20 protein-coding genes are annotated in these 25,575 nt (G+C 39.7%); 7 read left to right on the top strand and 13 right to left on the bottom strand.

Annotated features, from left to right (window positions below; translation table 11 throughout):
• Window position 1 precedes the first annotated feature (1 nt).
• The 6 genes from KZP23_RS10425 to tsaD all read right to left on the bottom strand — a co-directional run bounded on the left by KZP23_RS10425 (window position 2) and on the right by tsaD (window position 4,956).
• On the bottom strand, window positions 2-463 hold the full coding sequence (locus KZP23_RS10425; protein ID WP_226336177.1) for a RidA family protein: 462 nt from the start codon (window positions 461-463) through the stop codon (window positions 2-4).
• Between the two features lie 47 nt (window positions 464-510).
• Window positions 511-1,827: a gluconate:H+ symporter gene (locus KZP23_RS10420; protein WP_226336176.1), complete on the bottom strand. Its 1,317-nt coding sequence runs from the start codon at window positions 1,825-1,827 to the stop codon at window positions 511-513.
• A gap of 345 nt (window positions 1,828-2,172) precedes the next feature.
• The gene (locus tag KZP23_RS10415; RefSeq protein ID WP_226336175.1) at window positions 2,173-2,688 is read right to left on the bottom strand and encodes an HNH endonuclease; all 516 of its coding nucleotides are present in this window, start codon (window positions 2,686-2,688) and stop codon (window positions 2,173-2,175) included.
• Window positions 2,689-2,692: 4 nt separating this feature from the next.
• On the bottom strand, window positions 2,693-3,502 hold the full coding sequence (locus KZP23_RS10410; protein WP_226336174.1) for a C40 family peptidase: 810 nt from the start codon (window positions 3,500-3,502) through the stop codon (window positions 2,693-2,695).
• On the bottom strand, window positions 3,468-3,932 hold the full coding sequence (gene smpB / locus KZP23_RS10405; RefSeq protein WP_226336173.1) for an SsrA-binding protein SmpB: 465 nt from the start codon (window positions 3,930-3,932) through the stop codon (window positions 3,468-3,470). Before smpB ends, KZP23_RS10410 begins: the two co-directional genes overlap by 35 nt.
• A 13-nt stretch (window positions 3,933-3,945) precedes the next feature.
• A complete protein-coding gene (tsaD, locus tag KZP23_RS10400; RefSeq protein WP_226336172.1) occupies window positions 3,946-4,956 on the bottom strand; it encodes a tRNA (adenosine(37)-N6)-threonylcarbamoyltransferase complex transferase subunit TsaD in 1,011 nt (336 codons plus the stop codon).
• Between the two features lie 57 nt (window positions 4,957-5,013).
• Between tsaD and KZP23_RS10395 the strand changes: the two genes are divergently transcribed.
• From KZP23_RS10395 to KZP23_RS10380, 4 genes are read left to right on the top strand one after another with little or no spacing between them, the layout of a single operon-like run.
• The gene (locus KZP23_RS10395; RefSeq protein WP_226336171.1) at window positions 5,014-9,588 is read left to right on the top strand and encodes a translocation/assembly module TamB domain-containing protein; all 4,575 of its coding nucleotides are present in this window, start codon (window positions 5,014-5,016) and stop codon (window positions 9,586-9,588) included.
• 32 nt (window positions 9,589-9,620) lie between these two features.
• Window positions 9,621-10,916 carry a cryptochrome/photolyase family protein gene (locus KZP23_RS10390; protein ID WP_226336170.1) on the top strand — a complete coding sequence of 432 codons (1,296 nt, stop codon included), beginning with the start codon at window positions 9,621-9,623 and terminating at the stop codon, window positions 10,914-10,916.
• Window positions 10,913-11,872, top strand: a complete 960-nt coding sequence (locus KZP23_RS10385) for a Smr/MutS family protein (protein ID WP_226336169.1) — start codon at window positions 10,913-10,915, stop codon at window positions 11,870-11,872. The genes KZP23_RS10390 and KZP23_RS10385 overlap by 4 nt, the downstream gene beginning before the upstream one ends.
• Window positions 11,873-11,878: 6 nt before the next feature.
• On the top strand, window positions 11,879-12,718 hold the full coding sequence (locus tag KZP23_RS10380; RefSeq protein WP_226336168.1) for a hypothetical protein: 840 nt from the start codon (window positions 11,879-11,881) through the stop codon (window positions 12,716-12,718).
• A 20-nt stretch (window positions 12,719-12,738) separates the two neighbouring features.
• On the opposite strand, the gene KZP23_RS10375 is transcribed toward KZP23_RS10380, so the two are convergent.
• Both KZP23_RS10375 and KZP23_RS10370 read right to left on the bottom strand, forming a co-directional pair.
• Window positions 12,739-13,899 (bottom strand): cystathionine gamma-synthase, encoded by a 1,161-nt coding sequence (locus KZP23_RS10375; RefSeq protein WP_226336167.1) that lies wholly within the window; start codon window positions 13,897-13,899, stop codon window positions 12,739-12,741.
• A gap of 219 nt (window positions 13,900-14,118) precedes the next feature.
• Window positions 14,119-14,547 carry a hypothetical protein gene (locus tag KZP23_RS10370; RefSeq protein WP_226336166.1) on the bottom strand — a complete coding sequence of 143 codons (429 nt, stop codon included), beginning with the start codon at window positions 14,545-14,547 and terminating at the stop codon, window positions 14,119-14,121.
• 134 nt (window positions 14,548-14,681) lie between these two features.
• Here KZP23_RS10370 and KZP23_RS10365 point away from each other — a divergent pair, with 134 nt between their 5' ends.
• Window positions 14,682-15,395: a TVP38/TMEM64 family protein gene (locus tag KZP23_RS10365; RefSeq protein WP_226336165.1), complete on the top strand. Its 714-nt coding sequence runs from the start codon at window positions 14,682-14,684 to the stop codon at window positions 15,393-15,395.
• A gap of 25 nt (window positions 15,396-15,420) precedes the next feature.
• Here KZP23_RS10365 and KZP23_RS10360 read toward each other — a convergent pair whose 3' ends face one another.
• The 5 genes from KZP23_RS10360 to tilS all read right to left on the bottom strand — a co-directional run bounded on the left by KZP23_RS10360 (window position 15,421) and on the right by tilS (window position 22,976).
• Complete coding sequence (locus tag KZP23_RS10360; RefSeq protein WP_226336164.1) at window positions 15,421-17,082, bottom strand: mechanosensitive ion channel family protein; 1,662 nt, start codon at window positions 17,080-17,082, stop codon at window positions 15,421-15,423.
• A 64-nt stretch (window positions 17,083-17,146) separates the two neighbouring features.
• Window positions 17,147-19,852, bottom strand: a complete 2,706-nt coding sequence (locus KZP23_RS10355; RefSeq protein WP_226336511.1) for a hypothetical protein — start codon at window positions 19,850-19,852, stop codon at window positions 17,147-17,149.
• Window positions 19,853-20,006: 154 nt separating this feature from the next.
• A complete protein-coding gene (gene mdh, locus KZP23_RS10350; protein ID WP_226336163.1) occupies window positions 20,007-20,945 on the bottom strand; it encodes a malate dehydrogenase in 939 nt (312 codons plus the stop codon).
• Between the two features lie 147 nt (window positions 20,946-21,092).
• A complete protein-coding gene (locus tag KZP23_RS10345) occupies window positions 21,093-21,608 on the bottom strand; it encodes a Crp/Fnr family transcriptional regulator (RefSeq protein ID WP_226336162.1) in 516 nt (171 codons plus the stop codon).
• A 6-nt stretch (window positions 21,609-21,614) separates the two neighbouring features.
• A complete protein-coding gene (gene tilS, locus KZP23_RS10340; protein WP_226336161.1) occupies window positions 21,615-22,976 on the bottom strand; it encodes a tRNA lysidine(34) synthetase TilS in 1,362 nt (453 codons plus the stop codon).
• 10 nt (window positions 22,977-22,986) lie between these two features.
• On the opposite strand from tilS, the gene KZP23_RS10335 reads away from it, so the two are divergent.
• Together KZP23_RS10335 and KZP23_RS10330 are read left to right on the top strand one after the other, a co-directional pair.
• Complete coding sequence (locus KZP23_RS10335) at window positions 22,987-24,642, top strand: OstA-like protein (RefSeq protein WP_226336160.1); 1,656 nt, start codon at window positions 22,987-22,989, stop codon at window positions 24,640-24,642.
• Between the two features lie 170 nt (window positions 24,643-24,812).
• Window positions 24,813-25,529 (top strand): T9SS type A sorting domain-containing protein, encoded by a 717-nt coding sequence (locus KZP23_RS10330; RefSeq protein ID WP_226336159.1) that lies wholly within the window; start codon window positions 24,813-24,815, stop codon window positions 25,527-25,529.
• Window positions 25,530-25,575: the final 46 nt, after the last annotated feature.

Here is a 25,575-nt window from a genome sequence, read left to right as displayed (position 1 = left end):
TTTAATGTAATTCAAAAACTGCCTCCACTTCTACAGGAATATTATCAGGCAAGGAGCCAAAACCTACAGCACTTCGAACACCTATGCCATTTTCCTCTCCCCACACAGCCGCAAAGAGTTCACTTACCCCATTGATAACATAAGGGTGCCTTTCAAAATCCGAAACACAGTTTACCATCCCCAGCACCTTAATCACACGCTTCACTTTGTTGAGACTTCCCATATTTTCACGAATGGTAGAAAGCATCGCCAAACCAACTTGACGAGCGGCCAACTTTCCCTCTTCCATATCCAAATCCAAACCTATCCTTCCCATAATAAGACTTCCGTCATCCTGCACAGTCCCATGACCTGAAAGGTATAGGTATTTCCCATCGATCAAACATGGCTTATAAACCCCTAAAGGCTTGGGAGCCGGAGGTAAGCTTAGCCCTAGCTTATTAAAATTCTCTTCCGCAGACATCTATTGTATATTTTATTGTTGATCCCTCTATTGGGACATAAATTTTTCTAGAACAAAAGCCAATCTAAAGTCATAACCCCTATCAACCCCACAACCGCCACAATGGTCTCCATCAATGACCAAGACTTAATGGTATCCTTAATACTTACATTAAAAAACTCCTTGTACATCCAGAACCCTGCATCATTAAAATGAGAAAACATCAAACTACCGGCCCCTATTGATAATACCACCAAATTTGGGTCCACTCCAGAGTCATGGATTAAAGGAGCGATAATACCTGCCGTGGTCAGCCCAGCGACAGTTGCCGAACCCACGCAAACTCTAATTACTGCTGTAATGATCCAAGCCAGCAATAAGGGGTGTACATCCCAAGTTTCCAAGGAATCTGCGATTACCTGACTCACTCCACTATCCAACAAGACTTGTTTCAAGGCTCCAGCTCCAGCAATAATCAGGATAATCATAGAAACATCCTTCACCGCCCGAACGTATTGCTCCATCAATTCCTTCATCTCCACCTTCATCCCCAAGCCCAAGGTAAATGTAGCCACTATCAGTGAAATTAACATAACCATTCCAGGATCAGCCACAAATATTATATATGGATACCAAAAGCTATTCTCAGGCACTTTCAAGGCCAAAATAGTCGTCCCAATCAATAAGGCAACCGGCAATAAGGCTGAAAAAAAACTATTTAATACGCTAGGAAGCTCTTCTTCTGGCTTTGGACTAGCACGAAAGGTTTCTAATGGATGCGAAGGTATTTTCTTAAGGAATTGAGCAAACCAAGGCCCCGCCACCAAAATAGTGGGAATGGCAATTATAATCCCGTACAATAGGGTCAATCCCATATTGGCATCAAACTGAGCTACCAATGCTGCCGGTGAAGGATGCGGTGGCAAAAAGCCATGCGTGACGGACAAAGCTGCCAACAAAGGAATCCCCACAAAAATAGCGGGCAATTTAAACTGATAAGCTACGGTAAACACCAATGGCACTAATAAAACAAAACCCACAGTATAAAACAAAGGGATACCAACGACCAAACCGGTCACCATCATTGCCCAGTGAATATATTTCTTCCCGAATATCCTCATCAGAAAGCTTGCAATCCTCTGTGCAGCACCACTTTCAGCCACCACCTTCCCAAGCATGGCTCCCATGGTAATGATGATAATCAAGTCACCCAATAATTTGCCCATCCCACTTTGGACAGAACCAGCAATCTGATCTACCGGAATGCCCAGTAAAAAACCAGCAGTAATGGAAGTGATTAAGAAAGCTAGAAAAGGATTGATTTTTGCCCAGACAATGAGCAACACTAAGAGCAAAATGCTCAGCAGGACATAAAGTATAGTCAACGGTAACTTAGATTTTGGTTAAAAATCCAATATAAAAATTAATCGATTAAATTGTTTGTCATTCACCCAAAAGAAAAACAGAAAACACCTTTTATTACCAGAAAAACATAATATTCGTTATGTATATCCGCTATTGCACCAGTAAAGTTCACCCTTCAAAACATCCCCTAAAAAAACGGGGCAGATCTGACTGAAATGAGGGTTTAAATCAGTGAAAACCTGTCTTCCGCCAGGTAGATCTGTGGAATCTGTGAGAAATAAGGTTACTGGTATGAAAACGGATAATCATATTATTCACTTTAGCATTCGTGCATTTTTCAGATTAATAGGCAAATCCAGAAAAACTCAGCCACTTTGGACCGTCTTCATATCTAAAAACGGCACCCATTCCTCTGCATTTTTTTCCGCATACTCTGCCAAAAAATAAGAAAGGTTTGGTTTAAATGGCTTTTTCCTCAATAACATCCCCACCTCTTCAGGTTTTTTATCCCCCTTCTGTACATTACATCTATGACAAGCTGTAATTAGATTTGTCCAATTGCTCTTGCCTCCCTTGGAACGTGGCACAACATGATCAATAGTAAGGTGTTTTTGTGAGCCGCAATACTGGCATTCGTTATTATCTCTTTTGAACAGATTGCTCCTATTCAGCAGCACTCCCCTGTAGGGCACATTTTTGTATTCATCTAACCTTACCACGGCCGGATATTTAAATTCCTGGTCTATCGTTCGGATGCTTAAGAAAGAATAATCGGCCAATACGCTTACCTTTTCCAAAATAGTAAGCACCATCGCCTTTTGAGCCGTCACCACGGCTATTGGCGTATGATCTAAGTTAAGCACGAGCACCTTCTTTTCCATTATTCTACATTAAACGCCTAATTTTCAAAACCTGATATAAGGGAGAATTGTTTTTAGCCATTTTGGTCCCATCCAATCTCACCGCATCCACCCTCACTTTCCCTCTTACATGAATCACCTGATTTTCACCCACATATATTCCTGCATGATGGGGAATATCTTTCGAATTTCCAAATATGACGATATCACCAAGCTGTATCTCAGTATAGGAAACTTCTTTGCCTGCATCAATAAATTGGGAAATAAACTTCGGCACCATATAACCTGCCATTTTATAGACCAGTTGGATAAAACTACCCGAACCAATCCCAAAAAATCCCCTTCCGCCTGACAGAAAGGGCACATTGACAAATATTCGGGCAAGAGACACCAATTCCTCCCTGCTCGCCTTCTCTTTAAAACATCTTGAATTTCCTTTGAAAGCAACCGTCCCATCCATCTCAAAAAGTTCACTGGAACCGATATGCAAATTACTCCCTGGCAATATATAGAGGGTTTCCCCTCTGAATTTCAATGAGGAAAGCGGTGAAGTGACCACCTGAAAATCCTCTTCTTGATAAAAATCAAATGCTTCTTTGGATACACTTTCATGTTGTATGGCCGGAATCCATCCTACCGACCCATCTACTTCCACATTCACTTTAAGCCATTTTTCATCTGGAGTACCTTCCATCACTTGGTAAGTCTCTCCAAAAAGTATTTGGGTAAGCAGGCCTGAACCATGTCTTGGCTCCTGATATACACTTATCAGGCTTAACCTGCATATACCGTATGTTTGTTCAATAGGCCATTTTATCAAGTTCTCGTTTTGCATCCTTTTTCTTAATGTCCTGACGTTTGTCATGAAGTTTTTTACCTCTACCCAGGGCTATCTCCATTTTCGCTAAACCCTTGTTATTGATAAATATACGAACAGGAATAATAGAAAGTCCTTTCTCGCTTAATTTACTCTCTAATTTATCAAGCTCTCTTCTATTAAGCAAAAGTTTGCGTTCTCTTACCGCATCATGGTTAAAATGTGCAGCTTGGGTATATGGAGAAATATGCATTTGCTTAACAAATAACTCTCCTCTTCTAAAATAGCAAAAGGCCTCTTTTAAAGACACCTTCCCTTCTCGGATAGACTTGATCTCTGTCCCCATCAAGGACAATCCTGCCACATACGTATCCAAAAACTCAAATTCAAAACTTGCCTTCCTGTTCTTTATATTGATTACTTTACTGAATCTATTTTCTTTCGCCATCTCTAAACGCTAATTAACCGATTTTCATTTTCGCCATTGGACTGACATCCAAATCACAAAACTCTCCTTTCAGGTATTTATAATGTGCCGCCATCGCAATCATAGCTGCATTATCTGTACAATACTCAAATTTGGGAATATAAATATTCCAATTCAACTCCCCTGCCAATCTTTCCAATTCCTTTCTTAATCCGGAATTGGCCGACACCCCTCCTGCAATCGCTATTTCCTTCACTTTATGCTCCCTGGCCGCTCTTTTTATTTTTTGCATCAACATTTTGATCAAAGTATATTGAACAGATGCGCAGATATCTGCCATGTTCTTCTCTATAAAGTCTGGCTCCTCCTTGATATTATCCCTCAGAAAATAGAGTACAGCAGTCTTAATCCCGCTAAACGAATAATTCAATCCTGGCATTTCCGAAACAGGGAATTTATAAGCCTCAGGATTACCCTCTTGGGCATACTTATCTACCAAGGGCCCTCCCGGATAGGGCAAGCCCAACAGTTTAGCAGTTTTGTCAAACGCCTCCCCTACCGCATCATCCAAGGTTTCACCGATCACCTCCATCTCCAAATAATCCTTCACCAAGACCAATTGGGTATGTCCTCCGCTTACCGTCAAACAGATAAAGGGAAATTGAGGTTTGGGATCATCAATAAAATGTGCCAAAATATGGGCCTGCATATGATTTACATCGATCAATGGTATCCCCAATGAATAGGCAAATGACTTGGCAAACGAAACACCGACCATCAAGGACCCCATCAAGCCCGGCCCTCTGGTAAAAGCAACCGCTGAAAGCGCTTCCTTTTGCAATCCAGAAGTGGTAATAGCCTCATGAATCACCGGAATAAGGTGTTGTTGGTGTGCTCTAGAAGCAAGTTCTGGCACAACCCCCCCATATTTTTCGTGAACCGATTGCGTGGCGACAATATTATTAAGTATTTTGCCGTCAGATATAATAGACGCTGATGTCTCGTCGCATGAGGACTCTATAGCGAGTATATTAATATTCTTCATAATCCTTTGGAAAAGAAATCGAAAGTTACGGAATTTTTGCAGAAAGCTTTGCGGGGAATGCTTCGAGTAGCAGTTTTTCTGCTGATCCTTTTACTTTTGGTTGCTGGAGCATTGCAAATCCCAAGAATTCAAACTGAAGCTACCCAGTTTTTTGCTTCTATGCTCAGTAAGAACACGGGCTATGAAACAAAAATTCAGACAGTAAATATCCGTTGGTGGGACACCATCAGTCTAAAAGGCCTTACTGTAAAAGATCCTCAAGATAGTCTAATGGCTGACTTGGATGAAATTTTCATAGATTTTTCCCTTCGGGGACTGCTAGACACCAACAGGCCAGGCTTCGATGAAATAAGATTGAAGGGGGGGAAGCTTAAATTCCTCATCCATCCAGGTGATTCCGCTCCCAATATTTCCGGTTTCATACAAAACATTAACAGCTTCTTAGGAAAGAGAAAAAAGAAAAACCATTCAAAGAGCAGTGAATTTATTATTGATAATATATTCTTTGAAGGAACGTCTCTTGATATTTTTGACCTTCGAAAAGACAAAATTGAAAACGGATTTGATTACACACGTCTTAGGTTTAGAAAATTATTTGGAGGAGCCCAAAACTTCGTAGCATCAGGAAGCAACTTCAACTTTGATATAATGTACCTGCGTGGATTGGAATCCACTTCAGGAATGGAATTCCAACAATTGAGGACTTTGTTCAGCTATTCGCCGCAGGAAATGGAATTCCAAAACTTATATTTCAAGTCCAATGAAACCATCATAAAAAATTACTTGAAATTCAGTTACGAGAACATCAGATCACTTAGTGACTTTAATAACCAGGTAAATATTATTGCCCAATTGGATGAATCCGTTCTGGATATCAAAGACTTGAAATACTTCACCAGCAAGATTCCCGACTTTGATGACAAAATCTATTTGAGCGGTCAGATCACAGGAAAAGTCAGCGATCTATTTTCTGAAGAATTATTGATCCGATTTGGAAAAAGAAGTGCCCTTTTCGGAAAGTTTAATATCGATGGCCTCCCCAAATTAGACAGCACCTTCTTTCAACTATCCTTAGTCAATTCCACGGTAAATAGTACCGACCTTGCCCCCTACTTGGATGAAAAAGGCAGAAAAGAAATGAATAAATTCAAGACCTTTTTCTTTGATGCCGATTTCACAGGCTATCTTACCCGCTTCCAGACGCAAGGTGAATTCAGAACCCAAATTGGAGATTTCACGGGCAAACTAAACTACCTGATAGACAAAGGACAACCTCGCTACTATGGACAACTTAGCTTACAGGATTTTAATTTAGGCAAGATAATGGAAGACCCAAAAACCTTCCAAAAAGTCAGCCTTAAGGGAAACCTGAGAGGAACTGGTACGACGCTGGAAACTGCATTGGTTGAGCTTGACACCAAAGTCAGCAAAATTGGGATTTTAGGTTATAATTACTCAGGTATTGAAACCAATGCCACCTTTGGTAAAGACTTATTTAGAGGAAAACTAGCAGTAAAAGATCCCAATCTAAAAATGGATATTGACGGTGTACTGGACCTTCGCGACCAAAAAGATTCTGCCAGACTTACCGCAAGACTGGATACTGCCTATTTAAAAGCCATTAAATTAACAGAAGAGGAGTTTTTTGTAAGCGGAGGAGTGGAACTGGATACAAAAGGAACCGATGTTGACAAAGTAGAAGGCATCGCCAGATTCAGGGACTTGCTGATCAGTCACGAAGGTAGAAGTTTAGGCATCGACAATTTCTTTTTCCAATCTGTATTCACGGAAGATTCGAGAATGATCTCCCTTAATTCGGACCTACTGGTAGCCAGCATCTCTGGAAATTTCAAAGCTAAAAAAGTCTATAGTGACATACTGCTATTACTTGATAATTACCTGGCCATCCTCACCAACTCAGAAATGCAAACAGAAGCAGCACTTACAAATGATTTTGAGGAATACAATATTGATATCAACATGAACTTATTCGATATCAACCCCATCATTAACCTATATGAACCTTCCTTATACATTTCCAAAAACACCTTAGTGGAAGGAGCCTTTTATCAAACAGCAGAAAACACCATTTTTAATTTTTATTCAGGTATAGACACCATACAATACGACAACAAAATATTTCTTGAGAACGACTTGGACTTTAACACCTCCAAAATTCGGAATTCAAGAGAGGTCTTGGCAGCTTGCTACATTAATTCCAAAGAACAACAGCTCACTCCCGACATCAACTTCAACTACCTCAGTCTAGAAGCTATCTGGAATGAATCTGCCATAGATTTCAACCTCAATATTGATCAGCTAAAAACGGAAAGTTATGCAAAGATCAAAAGTGAAATACAACTCTCAAAAACCAACACCAATATAATTTTCGCGCCTTCAGACATCAAAATCCTGGATAACTACTGGGAATTTGCCACTGATAATTCGATTACCATTTCTGATGGGCAAATTGATTTTGACAATTTAAAGCTCTTTCATGAGGACCAATATTTAGCTTTTAATGGTCGTATTAATGATAACCCCGATGAGATCCTCGGCTTTGAGGTCCATGAGGTAAACATGGATTTCCTGAACACATTTGATAATAAGAAGTACAAGGGCAAGGCCAATGGAATTTTTGCCTTGAACAATTTTAGTGAACGCACAGGAACTTACGGAAGCCTTACCATCGACAGTTTATACATCAATAAATTTCTAATCGGAAACATTGAGGCTGCGACCTATTTTGAAAATGATAAAATGAACCTGAATCTGGCCAATTACAGGAGCAATAATAAAAACATAGAAGTAAAAGGGTACATAGATACCACAGATGACCAGCTTAACTTGGACGGAAAGCTAGAGAACACCAACCTGGACATATTGGAACCTTTTCTCTCCACTTATTTAACTGAATTCGGCGGAACTGTCTCAGGAGACCTAAAAATGACAGGCACGCTCAACCAGCCCAATATTGAAGGAATTGGAAAAATCAGCGGCGGTGCTGTTAGGGTAAATTACCTCAACACCTATTATACAGTCGATGGAAACATAAATTTCACGCCAAATGAAATCAGTTTTAGAGGCCTGAACGTAACCGATGTCCAGAAAAACACGGCAAGGATGAGTGGGGGAATTGCTCATGACGGCTTCAAAAACTTCGTATTGGATATTTCTTCCGATCTCAGCAATTTCCAGGTGCTCAACACATCAGCAAGGGATAATGATCTCTTCTATGGCACAGCATATGCCAGCGGAACACTGAAAATCTTTGGTGCAGCCTCTAATCTGGACATTACGGCTAATGCTACCACCCAACCCAATACCAAAATTTATATCCCAATAGGAGAGTCAGAAGGCCAGACCCAAGAGGAATTTATCAATATCATCAACGTAAGGGACACCACACGTGAAATCAAAATAGAAGAAACCATAGAAAAACTCGCGATCAATAATGTAAGGATGAATTTTGTATTGGATGTCACTCCTGATGCTTACACCGAAATCCAAATAGATCCAAGAACAGGCGAGAATATCCAAGGTAGAGGCAAAGGCATACTTAACCTTAATATTGATACACAAGGTGAATTTTCCATGACTGGAGACTATGAAATAGTAGATGCGAAATACAATTTTTCCCTTTATAATATCATTAATCGGCAATTTGAAATCCTCCCAGGAGGACACATTTCCTGGTATGGGGATCCTTATGAAGGGGTGATGGATATAGAAGCGACCTATGAAGAAAATGTTTCCCTTACCAGTTTACAAAACAGCCAAACCAGCAGTCCGGAATTTGAAAACTCCCAGCTTTACAGAAGATATCCTGTGAAGGTGATCATGGACCTTAATGGCCCTCTGCTTTCACCAGACATTAATTTTGATTTTGACTTTTCTGAATTTCCAGAAGGAGAATCCCAAACGACCATCTCAGCTTTTAAAAACAGAATAGCCAATGACGAACAGGAAAAAAACCGTCAGGTCTTCTCACTGATCATGCTGAGAAGATTCTCTCCTGAAGGCCAATTCAACAGTGCGGGAATCGGTTTCTCTAACCTAAGCCAGTTGGTTTCTTCCCAATTAAACGCCCTTATCTCACAGGTAGACCAGAACTTGGAGATCAACATTGACTTGGCCTCCCTGGACAATACTGCCCTGGAAACCTTCCAGCTCCGGGTGGCCTACACCTTTTTGGATGGCCGGCTAAGGGTGACCCGAGACGGAAGTTTTACAGACCCTCAAGGAAATGCAGATTTAGGGAGTATTGCAGGAGATTGGCAAGCCGAATACCTGATCACCAATGATGGCAGATACAGAATCAGAATTTATAACAGAAATAATTTCAGTAATCTATCCTCTCTGAATATAGACAGGGTAAATACCTACGGTGTATCCGTCTCACAGACTTTATTATTCAGTACCATTAAAGAGTTATTCCAAAATATCAGTAAAAAGAAAAAAGAGAAGCTACTGATCAATGACACGGATGATTTTCTAAGATACGACTACCAAGAAGGTGCGCCAAGTTCAGACGCTCCTTCTCCTGAAAGCCCCAACGATTTTCCACAAATCAATATCCTGGAATCCAGACCCGCCGAGGAAAAACTTAAAAATCAACCAAACAATCAGTAGTATTTTTCTATTCTATCTGTAAAAAACTAACAATGGAAAAAATATGCGTTTTTTGGTTTAGAAGAGACCTCAGGTTACAGGACAATACAGGACTGTTCTATGCCTGCCAAAATGAAGAAAATGTGCTCCCTCTATTTATTTTTGACACTACCATCCTGGAAGAACTTGAGGACAGAAAAGACCCAAGGGTGACCTTTATATATCAGCAGCTTGGATTAATCCATAAGGAGCTGAAAAAAAGGGGAGCGTCATTAATGGTTAAAAAGGGTAAGCCTCTGGATATTTTCAAACAGTTATCAAAGGACTACAAAATATCATCTGTTTATACCAACAGGGATTATGAACCTTATGCAATGGAGAGAGACCAGGAAGTAGCCAGATTTTTAAAAAGTCAAAAGGTCATTTTTTTTGATTTTAAGGATCAGGTCATCTTTGAAAAAGATGAAATTTTGAATGAAAGTGGCAGTTTCTATAAAGTTTATACTCCATATAAAAATGCATGGCTCAAAAAATTCAAGTCAAATCCACCTCAAATTTTAAAAACAAATTATAAATCCCTCTATCAAACTTCCGCTTTTGAAATGCCCTCTTTAGCGGATCTTGGTTTCGAGGAGACCGACATAAAACTACCTCCACAGAAGCTTGATAAAACACTGATCAAAGACTATGATCAAAACCGGGATTTCCCAGCCATGGATCAGACCTCCAAACTTGGCATCCATTTACGTTTTGGAACCATAAGTATAAGGTATTTAGCATTAGAGGTGGCTGAGTTAAATGAAGTTTTTCTTAGTGAATTGATATGGAGGGAATTCTTTATGATGATTCTTTATCATCATCCTCGGCTTGTCAAGCAATCCTTCAAAAGTCAATACGACAGGATTCCATGGCGAAATAATGAAGACGAATTCGAAAAATGGTGTCAAGGAAAAACAGGTTATCCCATCGTAGATGCGGGGATGCGCGAGCTAAATGCCACAGGTCATATGCACAATAGGGTGAGAATGATTGTAGCTAGTTTTCTCACAAAGCATCTTTTAATTGACTGGCGTTGGGGAGAAGCGTATTTTGCAAAGAAATTACTGGATTATGAGCTAGCCTCCAATAATGGCAATTGGCAGTGGGCCGCAGGAACCGGCACAGATGCCCAACCCTATTTCAGGATTTTCAACCCAAGCTCACAGATAAAAAAATTCGACAAAGACCATAAATACATCAAAAAATGGGTCAAAGAATTCGGCACAGACAGCTACCCTGAGCCAATAGTAGATCACAAAAAAGCGCGGGAAAGAGCGCTAAAAACCTATAAAGCAGCATTAGAATCATGAATATCGGAGATAAGGTGCGATTACTGCACGGAAATGAGGAAGGTACCATTACCAAAATTTCAAACGGAGGACGAATAGAAATAGAAATTGAGGACGGTTTTAGAATCCCTGCCATGAAAAACGAGGTAGTGGTCATCCATGAGACCGAAAAACAATATTTTGGAAACAAGAGCTCAAAGGTCCAGGAAAAAGAAAGCTCACTTCCTGAAGTAAAAAGCACCAAGACAACAGATGGTTTGTACCTAAGCTATGTCCCCATCAACGACAAAACATTGAGCCTCCATTTGATCAATAATACAGAAAAAGATTATGTCTTTATGGCTTCGGATATTTTTGGAGACAATTCCAAAACCCTTTCTTCTGGAACCATTAGCGCCTTAAGCGCTAAAAAACTAGACGAAAAATCTATCCCTCAGTTTGAAAACTGGCCACCGCTTTTCTTACAGTTTATCCCTATTAACCACCGGGCTGAGAAAACCATGGCTCCTTTTGAGAAGAAGGTTAAATTCAAAGCATCCTCATTTTTCAAAAATCAGCACATGGCTCCAGTGTTAGGAAAAAAAGGTTATTTATTTGCCATTGACCAGCAAACGCGGGCTTTGGACATCAATAAACTCAACCAGGAACTCAACGAAGGCAAGGGAGAAGAGCCCGTTAGCCAACAATTCAAACGCCCTGAAAAACAGATTGATCTCCATATAGAAAAACTTACTAAAGAGCATGAATTCATGAGCAATACTGAAATGCTCAAGCTACAAATGGAAACTTTTGAGAAAAACCTTAACTATGCTATTGCCACTGGGATGGATGAGATCACCTTTATACATGGCCTGGGCAATGGAATACTACGAAAAGAAATTCACAAATACCTCAGCCAATTGGAAAATATTAAGTATTTTCAAGATACCCAAAAGAGCCGATTTGGATATGGTGCCACTCTTGTACGTATAAATTAGACTCAAATGCAAGTTCAACAAGTTTCTCCGATATTTCAGCTCTTCGATCAGCAATACACTATTGCTAAAAAACTTTTTGCCTCTCTTGCCAAACAGTTTAAGTCGAAAAAAGCCATTGAACTGGAAGAGAAACTTATATTTTTGGAGATTTATATTGACTTGCTGAGCCGAATCCACTTCAGTGAAAAAAAACTGAAATTTGAGCTATTTGGTCCTTATAAACAACTTTTTAAAGCCCTGAAAAAAGTATTACATATTAAGCTCATTCAGCAAGCCTTAGAATCTGCTTCTGCCAAATCCAACCTTACTTACAGGTCTTATGAAAAGCTCCTATTAAAGGACAAAAACAAAATCTATACGGATGCCTATGACCTCATCATGGGCACTCCTTTTGAAATCTGGGAAGCGCTATACAAGGAGGCTTTTGAACATAGCAAATCCCTCAAGCCACTAGAAATCAACACTTCGACCACGCAAATCATCAATGAAGAGCTTGACTTCTTCAAATATGACAGTGAAACCAAACTTGAAGCCAAGGAAATCAAAGACATTTACGAAGGACTGCAGGTGATTATCACCCTTGAAAATGTCAGGATCGTATCGGGCCTTAACTCCACATTTACAGAAATGGTACATGAGCATATGAACCAACTCAGCCTATTGCTGTACAAATGGTATCAAAACCACCTTTTCCTGCAGCACCTTACCTTTGTGCACGCTAACACTGAAGAAACACCTTCGCAAAAGTACCTTGATCTGATCCTCACTTTAAAGAGTAATAAAAAAAAGCTAACCACCAAAGTGGTTAGCAAATCACAACATTTGTTTACAAATATCCTAGGCTAATTCCTTAGGGAAAAACAACCTTAAATCTTATCCAAGGCCTGTGCAAGATCATTCTTGAGATCCTCCGCATCTTCCACCCCTACACTCAATCGAATCAATGAATCTGAAAGTCCCACTTTCTCCCTTTCCGCTTTTGGAATACTGGCATGGGTCATTGTAGCAGGATGCCCACAAAGTGACTCTACCCCACCAAGAGATTCTGCCAAAGAGAAATAGTGAAGGCTTTCCAATATCGTTTTGGCATCATCAATTTTATTGCCCTTCAACGTAAATGAAATCATACCTCCAAAACCGCGCATTTGCTCAAGGGCAACCTCATGATTCGGATGATCTTCAAATCCAGGCCAAAAAACCTTATCCACTTTGGGGTGATTTCTAAGATAACCTGCGATGGTCTTCCCATTTTGACAATGCCGCTCCATTCTCAAATGCAAGGTCTTAATGCCCCTTAAGACCAAGAAACAATCTTGCGGACCTGGAGTAGCTCCACAGGAGTTCTGAATAAAAGCCAGATCCTCTGCCAATTTATCATTATTGACCACCAATGCTCCCATGACCACGTCTGAATGACCTCCAAGATATTTGGTTACCGAATGCATCACCAAATCTGCTCCTAGATCCAAGGGATTTTGTAAAAATGGTGTGGCAAAAGTATTGTCCACGCCCAATAACACATCATGTCTTCGGGCAATTTCTGCCAATGCCTTGATGTCTACAATATTCATCATCGGATTAGTGGGCGTTTCTGCCCAGATCATCCTAGTATTATCAGTGATATATTTTTCTATGGATGCAGGATCTTCCATGGGCACAAAATGGAATTTGATCCCATACTTCGCAAAAACCTTAGTAAAAATCCTGTAAGTCCCTCCGTATAGGTCATTGGTGCTGATAATCTCGTCACCCGGACTAAACAACTTAATGACCGCATCTATAGCTCCCAATCCCGAAGAAAAGCACAAACCATGTTTGCCATTTTCCAGGGCAGCCAAACTATTCTGTAAAGCTGTCCTAGTTGGATTATGCGTTCTGGAATATTCATAGCCCTGATGGTCTCCGGGAGATTTCTGTACATAAGTAGAAGTTTGAAAAATAGGCGTCATTATAGCTCCAGTTGTCGGGTCTGGTTCCACACCTGCATGGATTACTTTTGTTCCAAATTTCATGTTCTTATTCGTCATTTGTACTGATTGCTGTTGAACTTAAATCAAAGAAAACAAATTTATAGCTCTCTTCCCCATAAAACCCCAAAAAACACTTCAAAACGAATCGCAAAAAATGCAGCATTTCCATTATCAACAAGGAGACCAATATTCAAGGAAATTAAAACGGTCATTTACAAAGTAAAAATTATAAGCATCATCACCTAGCCAAACTATAATGCTAATCACCTCCATTTCCTAATCTATTGACCATGTATTAGCCCCTACATCACCCTCATCAACACTTGTCTCTAAATCTTCCGCCAGTGCTAAAAAAGTAGTGCTTGTGGTATTCTGATCTATTATTTGCCCTTGAAAGACTAATTTCAAACTATCTGCTTTTTCCATCTTTAGCTCATCCAAAACATAGCTGCTCTTTTCATTCCCTGTCCATTTGAAACCGTCATACTCCATAGAATAAAACACCTCACCTTGCTCATCCGAAGACAAAAAACCACACTCATAATCGGGCCTAACAGTATTTATTGGTACTCCAAATTGTTTTTGAATGGCTGACTTTGTAGCAGATAGTGGTATCCCGTTTAGTGTAATAATGGCTTTTTCTTGCGACAAGGCTGTAATGACTATCTCAAAGAATAAAACCAGTGTGAGCATTACTTTTTTCATATTAAAAAAAATTAAGTTCAGATATTACCAACCGTTACTTGAATAAACAAATCACATGCCTATTTGCTAAAAAGTACAAGATAGGAACCAAACAAAATATTTTACCTATTTTCGACGCAGATTAGATTTTAAAAATGCCTGCTAAAAGCACTTCCCCCCTTATCGACCGTCTTAAAACAACTTATCATAACAACCCCGCTATGGCCTTTGCCCTCCTGTGGGTGATGATTATCCCAATACTTGGCAGCTCTCTTACCCTAAGTTTTCTTTATGAATACAGTACATCACTTCCAGCGTCTATTGACCTCATAAACATTCTCAGTTTTATTATTATTGGGAGTATTATGATGGGAATTGCTTTTTGTCCCACCACTTTATTGGCCATCGTCTCTGGTTTTATATGGGGCTGGGCGGCCTTTCCTATTTTGGTTCTCGCATATTCCTTAGCTAGTTTATTGGGTTATTTTATTGGGCTAAAATTGGACCATAATAGCCTGAACATCATCCTTGAAAGTTATCCCAAAGCCGGCCAAGTTGTACAAGAAAAAAGAAGCAAAATAGGGAACTTGATATTTTTTGTAAGAATCAGCCCTGTCATCCCTTTTGCCCTGTCCAATCTGCTCTTTGCCTTACTCAAAACAGGTTGGAAAAAACTCTTGTTTTATGGCGTTCTGGGCATGTTGCCCAGGACGCTAATGGCCTTTAGTATTGGCGTAATGGCCGAATCATTTATGGAGGCCCTATCCAATAGAAAAGGAAGTCTTCAGATCTTCCTTTTTCTGGGATTACTGTTCCTGAGTATCTGGGGCATCATCCGCTTTTTCAGAAATTCATCTTCCAGAAACTAAGCCTTGATTATGATTTCAGCATAAATCATTTCTTTCCCATTTCACTTTTCACAAAGGCATCCAACCTCTTTCTGTAATGATCCATATTATCTTCATATACTGGAGACAATCCCTGCTTCTCCGGGAATGTTTCCATATGAACTGTTTGGGTTGGGAAGGCAAAGTTTACCCCCAGTTCATTGGCTAGTTTCACGATTTGGATCAATACTTCATGCCTTGCCTGCAACTCATCTCCCCAAGTTGGTACTTCAAAAAACACATAAAACATGATATCCAGACTAAATGCCGACATATTATTGAAGTACACATTATAATAATCCTTTCTGGTTTTAGGATGATTTTTCACTATCTCTCGCAAACCATCCACAAACACATTGATCAATTCTGGAGGTGTATCATAGGTAATTGTAATCGTACTATAAAACCTCCTATACTGTCTTAGACCATGATTATCTACAGTAGCATCGGCAATTTTCCCATTAGGGATATACATCAAAGAATTCCTAAAAGTCCTCACCCTCGTAGATCTAAAACCAACCTCTTCCACCGTACCATCCACATCTCCACTGGTAATCCAATCTCCCACTTGAAAAGGCTTATCTATGAAGATCATCACCGAACCAAAAAAGTTTTTGATGGTATCCTGGGCAGCCAAAGCAAAGGCCAAACCACCTATCGAAAGCCCTGTAAGGAATGGCCAGATATCCACTTGAAGACCTTCCTTCAGGATAAACAATGAACCTACAACCACCACAAATGCTTTTAAGGTCTTCCTTACCAGCGGAACCAACTGATCATCCAAGTTTGACTCGGTTTTGTCTGCCTGCCTTTCAAAATATGCGGACAACAAATCCACCAACTTGTAAAAAACAATGGTAATGATAAAAGGCTTGGCAGCATTTAGCAAAAGCGCTATCCATGAAATTATCCCTATTGGCAACTGTAAAACCCTAATAAAGATATCCAACAAAAGCACAATAAAATAAATACTGACCACCCTGGCCACAGGCAGGAGGTACTTTTCAGCGACATGAGCATAGCCCACTTTCACCGATAAATGATACATCCCCCTGTCAACAATAAAAGTGAACAATTTATGAGCGAGGAATACAAAAAGAATCAATACAAAAATTCCCACTAACTGCCACAAATGAAGCCCAAAATACTCTTGTTGACCTATCTTGGGCAATAAATTTAATAATTTGTCAGTTCCATAAGGATAAGTTTCCTTGTGCAACTCATCAATCTGGGCCACTGTAAACCTGGAAAAAACCCATTTATCCCCTTCTTTCTCTAGGAAAATCATGGGTAATCGATTGGTGTCAAAAAAATATTTGGCTTGATAATTATGTGTAGAGTCCACATAATTCTGCTCATTGGGAACATTATCTATATCCACAAACACTCCTCTTCCATCAAAGATCTGCTTTAACTCCACGACTTGATTAATCGCCTTTTTCCCTTCAATATCTCCTCCTAATGCCTTTACAGCCACTTCAGGCCGAAAATTTTCTTCCTGTAGGTTATGAAAGAAAGTTAAGGTAGTATGATAAGGTGAAGAGAGGTTCAAATAGGACACTGTATCATTCACAGCGACATTTGATACATCTGATAAAACCTGTGCAGATAAACCCTGACTTAAAACAACTGCCAAGCCCAGAAGGATCAGCTTTACTCGGAATCCCATAATTCAAGTATTTTTTGAAGATTTCACAAATCTACATAATTCCAACTTACAAACTAGACCTAACCTAAAGGGGCATTTTATAGCTTGCAAAACGGTTTTGATGAATGGCGTAAATGCTATATTCATTTTTACTCCCTGAATATTTCACCTCAATCTTATGACTACCATTAATAGGCCGGGTATTTAGGAGCTCACCCTCAAGATTATAGAGATAGATAAATTCTTGGACCTTATCTATGATCACGAAGATATTTTTATCCGACCCAAAGGAATAAAACTGAAATTCCAAATCTTCTGAAGCCATGTTTTTCTCAAAAAGAACTTCCAGTTCCGTATTCATGACCGAAACTTTATTGTACTCATGAATCACAAACAAATATTGATCGCCGGACTGGTCTTTGACCAAATTAAACCCTGTATTTCCTTCTGGCCTCAACAGCTGGTTTCTAAAGGTCACTTCGCCTCTAAAATTCACCCGAACCACTTCTCCATCAGCCGTGATGGTGACCATCTGTGTATCACTATGGTCGCCCCTCTGCAAAAGCACATAATCAGTCTCCACTCCATCACCCAAGTTGACAGGACTTCCGGTTTGCAGTTCTCCCCGCCTGTTCATAATATATAACTCGCCATTGGTGTTCAATGCCACCATATAATCTCCGATGCCTGAAAGTCTGTGATGAGCTGGCGAACTGGCCAATCTCCCGGAAGTTGTTCGGGGAGTCCAGCCTTCCAGGTTATTGCCTTTTTTGTCAAAAATGTATAAATCTCCTTCAGTAGAAGCTACAAAATACCTATAATCACGGGTATTATTATAATCCACTAAATTTAACTGCGCTATATCCTCACCATTTGGCATATGCATTGGATATCCAGGCAAGGGATCTCCCAGCCGATCAAAAGCATAAATGGCACTATTGGTAGCGAACAATACCTGAAGCTTTCCATTCTTATAATAATCTATTTGAAATATATCACTTACCACGCTACCATCAAGCGTCATATTGAATATTCTCTCACCCTCATCATTAAAAAAGTGGATGGTATTTGACTTATCCTGAACCAAAAAATCTGTACTCCTATCATTGAAATTCTCTATGGCTTTGGGGCCATAAACCAAATCTTCTTGAAATTCCAGCTCCATATTTTCAGCCAGTAAAATATCCTGAACGGATTTAATCGGTGCCAGATTATACCCCAACTCCAAGTTCACATATTGATGGTCCCCCAATTCACTTAACTGTAAAGCCACCAAATCAATAGATTTGAGTTGTGGTGCATACTTTTGCAGCAATGCCTGCCAATCCGGGGTGCTGACCTTAAGCAGAGTATTCCAGAAGCGCGGTATATTCATGATAAAATTAAAGCCTGCATTCTTGGAAACTCCTTCCAAAAACCGCCTTTGGTTAATGGACCTCCCCCAGGTATTATCATTATAGATATCATCCAAAAACACCTTTACGGCCTTCATATTATTGGCAAAAACCAACATATCCTCATAACTGCTGACATAGGTCCTTTCAAAACCCAAAAACTGTCCGTTAAACAAATGGGCAGGAAACTCTTCCTGATTGACCATAAATACTTCGCTTTCTTTATAATAGTTACTGATGAGCTGACTGGTATCTCCTTGGCTCAAAGAAAGACTGAACGACTTCAAAAGTTTCAATTGTTCCTCTAGTGATGTGGTCTTCAAAATGACCACTTTATCGGTATCCATATTGGGTAATTCCTCGAGAATCATATAACCAATCTCCCCTGTCAACCTCTCCAAGAAACCTTTGTCCACCAAGTATTTCTCCACTTCTCCCATCAAGGTATTCTTGCTTTCAAATGCATAATTGGAAATAGCCTGGATTTGGGAAGCCTCATTGATATTGTACTGGTAGTAGATCGAGGTACGATTGGAAATATAATTGCTGAACAAGCTCCCTCCTCCTTTCTTCTCATTAGAGAAATCCATTTTTTCTCCATTTTGATAAAAAGTAAAGCCATCTAGAAAAACTTTATTCTCAGCAAATTTTAACTCTAGGTTGGCAGAAATTTGATGTTGGGAAAAATTATTTACCAATCCTAAATATTCGTCCTGAACTATCCCTTTGATAAATGTCGCCACACCTTTGCTGCCCATTCTAAAAACCCCATACCCATCTTTATAGGAACTTTGAGCCTTATACAGTTCATTGTAGGTATCCCTAAAACTGTCCAACTTATCCGATTGAACATAGCGAATAGCTTCTTCTATCAAAAATGAATTATAACTCGCCGCGACCACATTCCCCAAAAGGGCAAAAGATAAGGTTGTCTGATGTTCTTCATCTCTGTATTCAAAAACCGTCTCCCCACTGTAAAGCCTACTCTCAATATTCTCAGGTTTTACTTTTTCCCTGATCGAGGCAATAAACTGTTCCTGCTGCTTATCCTTAAAGGCCACCAAAAACAAAAAATCAAACTCTGACTTGGCTGTAGGGTGCAGGGAAACTACGAACTGGTTTCCTTTCAATGTGCTTTCTAGTTTCCCTCCCTTGCCAGTAAGACTATCCAAAACCACAAGCTGCTTTTCCACTCCTTTCAAAGAAGGCACATCAGAGAGCCTTTTCCAGATGCGCTGATTGACCAACTGGTTCCAAACTTGAACAGGTTCCTCCGTTTCAAACACGAATACAGCTTGGTCTGAAACCAAATCCACTGCATCTATTTCATCGGTAAAAGCCTTTGAACTATAAAAAAGGTAAGCTGCCAATCCAATAATTATGATAAGCAAAATCACCAAAAGACGTTTTAACATACTCTCGTAGCCAATTAAGGTTTACTTAATTCAGTAAATTAAAAACTTACAGTAATACAATCAAACTATACCCCCATCAAAAAAACAAAATCCCGACCAAATGGCCGGGATTTCAAACTAATTCACCTATCAGTGCTTATTTAGCAGCAAGGTTTTCCAACACAGACATCACTTCTTTTACGTGAGTTCTGGACGTTTCCAACAATGCTTTTTCTTCCTCATTGAGGTCTAGTTCGATAACTTTCTCAATACCATTTTTACCGAGGATAACTGGTACGCCCAAATAGCAATCATCGATTCCATATTCACCTTCCAATTTGATACAAACTGGGAATACTCTCTTTTGATTTTTGACGATCGCTTCAACCATCTGAGCAGCTGCAGAACCTGGTGCATACCAAGCAGAAGTCCCCATTAGTTTCACCAATTCACCACCACCAAATTTGGTTCTTTCGATAATTGCATCCAGCTTATCCTTATCGATCAACTCAGTTACTGGGATACCAGCTACTGTAGTATATCTAGGAAGTGGTACCATAGTATCACCATGGCCTCCCATTAGGATGGCTTGGATTTCTTTTGGAGAAATATTTAACTCCTCAGCGATAAACGCACGGTAACGAGCCGTATCCAAGATACCGGCCATCCCCATTACTTTGGTACGAGGAAGTTTAGACGTGATGTGAGCTTGGAAAGTCATCACATCAAGTGGGTTAGATACGATGATCACGATAGCATCCGGAGAATGCTTGATCACATTTTCTGTAACAGATTTCACGATACCTGCATTGGTCTCGATCAAATCGTCACGGGTCATACCTGGCTTACGAGGAAGGCCTGAAGTAATTACCACTACATCAGAATTTGCAGTTTTGCTGTAATCATTGGTACTTCCTACGGTTCTGCTGTCATAAGCATTGATAGGGGCTTTCTGCCAAATATCCAAAGCTTTACCTTCAGCTACGCCCTCTTTAATATCTACCAATACAATCTCCTCAGCGATTTCTCTGTATGCCAATACATCAGCGCAAGTAGCACCCACATTACCGGCTCCAACTACGGTTACTTTAGTCATGATTTATGAATTATTTTATTTTTTGATTGAACTTTTGAAAAGCTCCGCTAAGATATTAAAGAAAGCCAATTTAATAAAGTATTCCACTGATTAGTTGAAGCCATTATTCAACTGTAAGCACAAGGCCTTTGAGCCTTACCAAATAAATTACTCAAACATTTCTCCAAGCTTAAAAAATCCAAAGGAACTTTTATAGGCTGCAAATAATCTGTGATTATTGGCATTATAATATTCGGCCAAAGAAGCCAGCATTTTAGCTTTGATTTTAGGGCTGCTATCAAACACCTCTTTGACCGCATAATGGGGGATAACCATCATTTCTGCCTCTTCGGAATCCACTATGGCTGTATAAACCCGTTTCGCATCAGTCAACAGGGCATTTTCTCCAAAAGCCATGCCTCGCCTTATTCTTAATACGTTTTCTAGATCATCCTTAATATCCACATTGAGGCTAACTTGTCCACTTTTTACGATATACAAGGCTTGACTGGGGTCATTTCTGAAAAATATCACCTCATCCTTTACATATTTCCTGTTATGTATGGCCGACAAAAAACGGTACATCTCCGCATATTTCAGTTTATTGAAAAACACGGTATTGGCCAAAAACTCAAAAATCTCTAATTCTCCCTCTGAATAGGTTCTCTTAAAAGGATTAAGCATAAGCCGCTATTTAAATTTCAAATACATCACCTCTTTGGTGGAAGGCGAGACCTTAAACCGATCATCAACTCTGTGCCCCATTACCCAAACGACCTCCCCATTTGCATCACAGAGCACTTTCACCGAACGCTTAGCAATTACAGGCACTTTCAAATCTATCAAAAAATCACTGATTTTTTTAAACTTTTTCATACCCAAAGGCCTAAACCTATCTCCCTCCTCCCAGTTTCTCACCACTAATGGAAAATCCAAAGTCCTTCTATCCAGCATGGCATTTTTAGGATTCTTGTCCAAAGAAACCTCTCCTTCTAACACCAATATATCATAACGCCTTTTCCCTAAATCAATATGTAAATCGCCCTCCTCTACATTTAATATATTCATATCCACCTCCAAATCCCCCAGGTAAATATAATCTCTGTCAATATTCACCATATGGGATTCCCCCTCAAATCTCCGCCCCACCTCTCCAGTCTCCATGACCTCCAGCATACCGCTCACTTGATCCGAATTAAAACCGTAATTCCTTAACCAGTAATAGAGCAAAGACCTCTTACCAGGAACATTTTCCAATACCGACTTCTCCATAAAAAAAACTTGATCTTCCTCATTTACATGCTTTTCCAACCAGGTTTCGTAAAGGTAAAAGAAGGCCCTGCCTGTATCCTTTAATCGATCAAAACTTTGATGAAGCTTATCTTCCACCAATAGATCCTGGGACTTCATCAAAGGCAAAACTTCATTTCTTAAAAAATTGCGCTTATAATCACTTTCCTTATTAGAGCTGTCTTCCCGCCAAGCTATCTGTTCCTTGGCTGCATACCGCTCCAACTCCGCCCTTCTGAATGGCAACAAGGGTCTAATGATATGATCGCGCCTCTCCGACATGCCATACACTCCTTCTATACCCGTCCCCCGCTGCAAATTCAAAAGAATAGTTTCAAGTTGATCATCAGCATGGTGCGCCACCACTATCCCTGAAAACCCCTCGTCCTCCAGAATTTCATCAAACCAACGATAACGTAGCTCCCTTGCTGCCATTTGAGTAGAAATCCCTTTGGAAACTGCATATTTTTTTGTTTCAAAACATTTAACGTAAATCGGCACTTTCAAGCTTTTGGCCAGTTCCCGCACAAACAATTCATCTCCCTCACTTTCTTCTCCCCGTAGTCCAAAATTGCAGTGCAACATGGTGAAATTAATTTGAGCGTTTTTTAACAAGATGGCCAAACAAACACTATCAATCCCACCACTTATTGCTAAAAGATAACGCTTACTGGTATCTAAAAGATTTTTTCCCCGTATATGTTGGATAAACTGATCAAGCATAAACCAAAAATACCATTTTTGATTAATTTTGTCGTTCATATAAACCAGAATGCTAAAAAAGAATCCAACATACTTCCTTTCACTGATATTTTTAATTTTCAGCTTTCAATTTAGCAAAGCTCAAAACCAAGGTACTTCCAAGACCTTAAAGATCATCAAGTCCGACAAACTTAGATCCGTGGGCAATATCCAAAAGCTGATCAATAACGTGGTAATGCAACAGGACAATACCATGATTTATTGTGATTCGGCCTATTTCTATGAAAAGGAAAACAAGGCCAAACTTTTTGGCAATGTAAGAATGAACAATCCCGTGGACACGGTTTCCAGTAGCAGTCGCTATGCGGATTATGATGGGAATACCCAGCTAGCAAAACTCAGAGAAAATGTGGTATTCAAAAAAGCGAGTACTACACTTTATACTGACTTCCTTGATTATGATAGAAGATATGGTATAGCTGATTATTATAATTTTGGAAAGGTGGTGGACTCCACTAATGTACTTACCAGCCAAAAGGGCCGTTATGAGACGCAGATTGAGAAAATCACTTTCCGCGACAATGTAATCCTGGTCAACCCTGAATATACCCTGAAATCCAATACACTCTATTATTATACCTTAAACAAAACAGCAGAAACAGAGGGACTCACCAATATCCGGTCCCCAGAAGGGGACGAATTAAATGCCAAAAAGGGAAGCTTCTATGATACCCAAAATAAATTGTTCAGGTTCTACCACGGCGATGTAGAAAATGAAACCAGCAGGGTAGCAGGTGACACGCTCTTTTACGACGATATAAAAAAATATTACGAAGCTAGGGAAAACGTCAGCATCTTCAATAAAGAACGAAATCTGGAGATCTTTGGGGATAAGGGGCAATATTGGGAAGCCAGAAAATACTCAGAAGTATTCGGTAATGCACTCGTCCAAAAATATTTTAAGGAGGACACGCTCTATATGGCTGCTGACACCTTGATCAGTCAAGACAGTGAATTAGCAGAAAACAGGCACATGCTTGCTTTCCCCAATACAAGAATGATCAAAGGCAACCTTTCCGGCAGAGCCGACTCAACGACTTATGTCTATTCAGACTCAACGATATATCTTTTCGGAGACCCCTTACTTTGGAACAACAAAAGCCAAATATCAGCTGACAGCATCCACTTTGTCATCGCCAATGAAGATATAGACAAGGTCTTCCTTAAAGAAAATGCCTTTGTGATCACTGCAGACACCATTGCCAATTTTAACCAAATCAAAGGCCGACAAATGACGGGACACTTCACTGAAGGCGATATATCCAGGCTAGATGTAGAAGGCAATGGCGAATCCCTGTATTTCGCCTTAGAAAACGACACTACAGTCCAAGGTATCAACACCTTATTATGTGGAAAAATCATCATGCATTTTGAGAAAGGAAATGTAAGCAAGATCAACCACACTATAAATCCTGACGCCTCTTTTATCCCTCCACACCTCATTACAGAAGACGACACCAAACTGAAAGGCTTTTCATGGCGGATTGATGAAAAACCTGATATGGAGATGATTTATGAATGGAGAAAACCAATTGAGAAAGAAGAAAACCCATCAAATCTTTTCAATGAACCCAACATAAGAATCCCCTACCCAAATGAGGATGAAATTCAAGAAATCATCAATGAATGGCTGAATAGCCAAAACAAAAACCTAAAAAAACCTTAAGCACCTAATCTAAAAACATCCTGAACGCATACCGTTCAAATAAATTTTGCGAAGGTTAACATTTTTTAACCGTAAATCTTTTAAAAGAACAAATCTTATAGGTATTTTTATACGTATAAGATTAAGGATTACAATGAATTAAAAGAATATCTTATTGGAATAACATTTACATGAAAAATTTTTTATCGCTGCTCACCATGTTTTTTGTCTTTTTTCAACTGTACACAGTTGAAGCGAGACAAGTGCGTGTACTAAGCGATAAAGCCCAATTCACCGGAAAAATCAATAGCACTCAGAGGCAATCCATCATACTTCAAAATGATTCCGATAAAGCAAAAGAATACGTTTTGAAATTCATGCGTGGAGAAATAGGTTCCTCTCAAGACATCAGCTTATGCATCGGTGAAGAATGCTATGACCCAAGAAAGGACTTGGCAAAGATCAAAATCAGCTTGGAGCCTGGCGAAATATTCACCGATCTATATATAGAATTCAGTACAGGAATTACCGAAACCAAAGGCACCTTCGATCTTCACTTCTCCAATACCGAAAACCTTCGTGATGTCTTCATCATCGAAGGGGTCTATGAAGTCTTCGCTCCAAAAGACACTGAAATTGTAGATCATAAAGCCATTTCATTTGGCGAAGTTTATCCAAACCCAAGCAATAGAATTGCCCAAATAGATTATCAGATAAAGGATCCAAATGCCACGATCAAACTGGCCATTAATAGCTTCATTGGCAACCCCATTGAAGAATTGACCCTTTCCCCCCAACAAAAAACACTTCTGATCAATGTCAGTGACTTTAACCCCGGAGTGTATTTATATACTCTGATTGTAAATGGCAAAAATATAGTCACCAAGAAGCTCGTCGTTAAAAAATAATCATTGCCACATACCCGTTAACTAACTTTGATACAGAATCAAATTC

This window comes from Echinicola marina, from assembly GCF_020463795.1.
GTDB classification, from domain to species: domain Bacteria; phylum Bacteroidota; class Bacteroidia; order Cytophagales; family Cyclobacteriaceae; genus Echinicola; species Echinicola marina.
The sequence above is the reverse complement of the archived record's forward strand: the minus strand, read 5'-3'. Positions and strand labels throughout refer to the sequence as shown.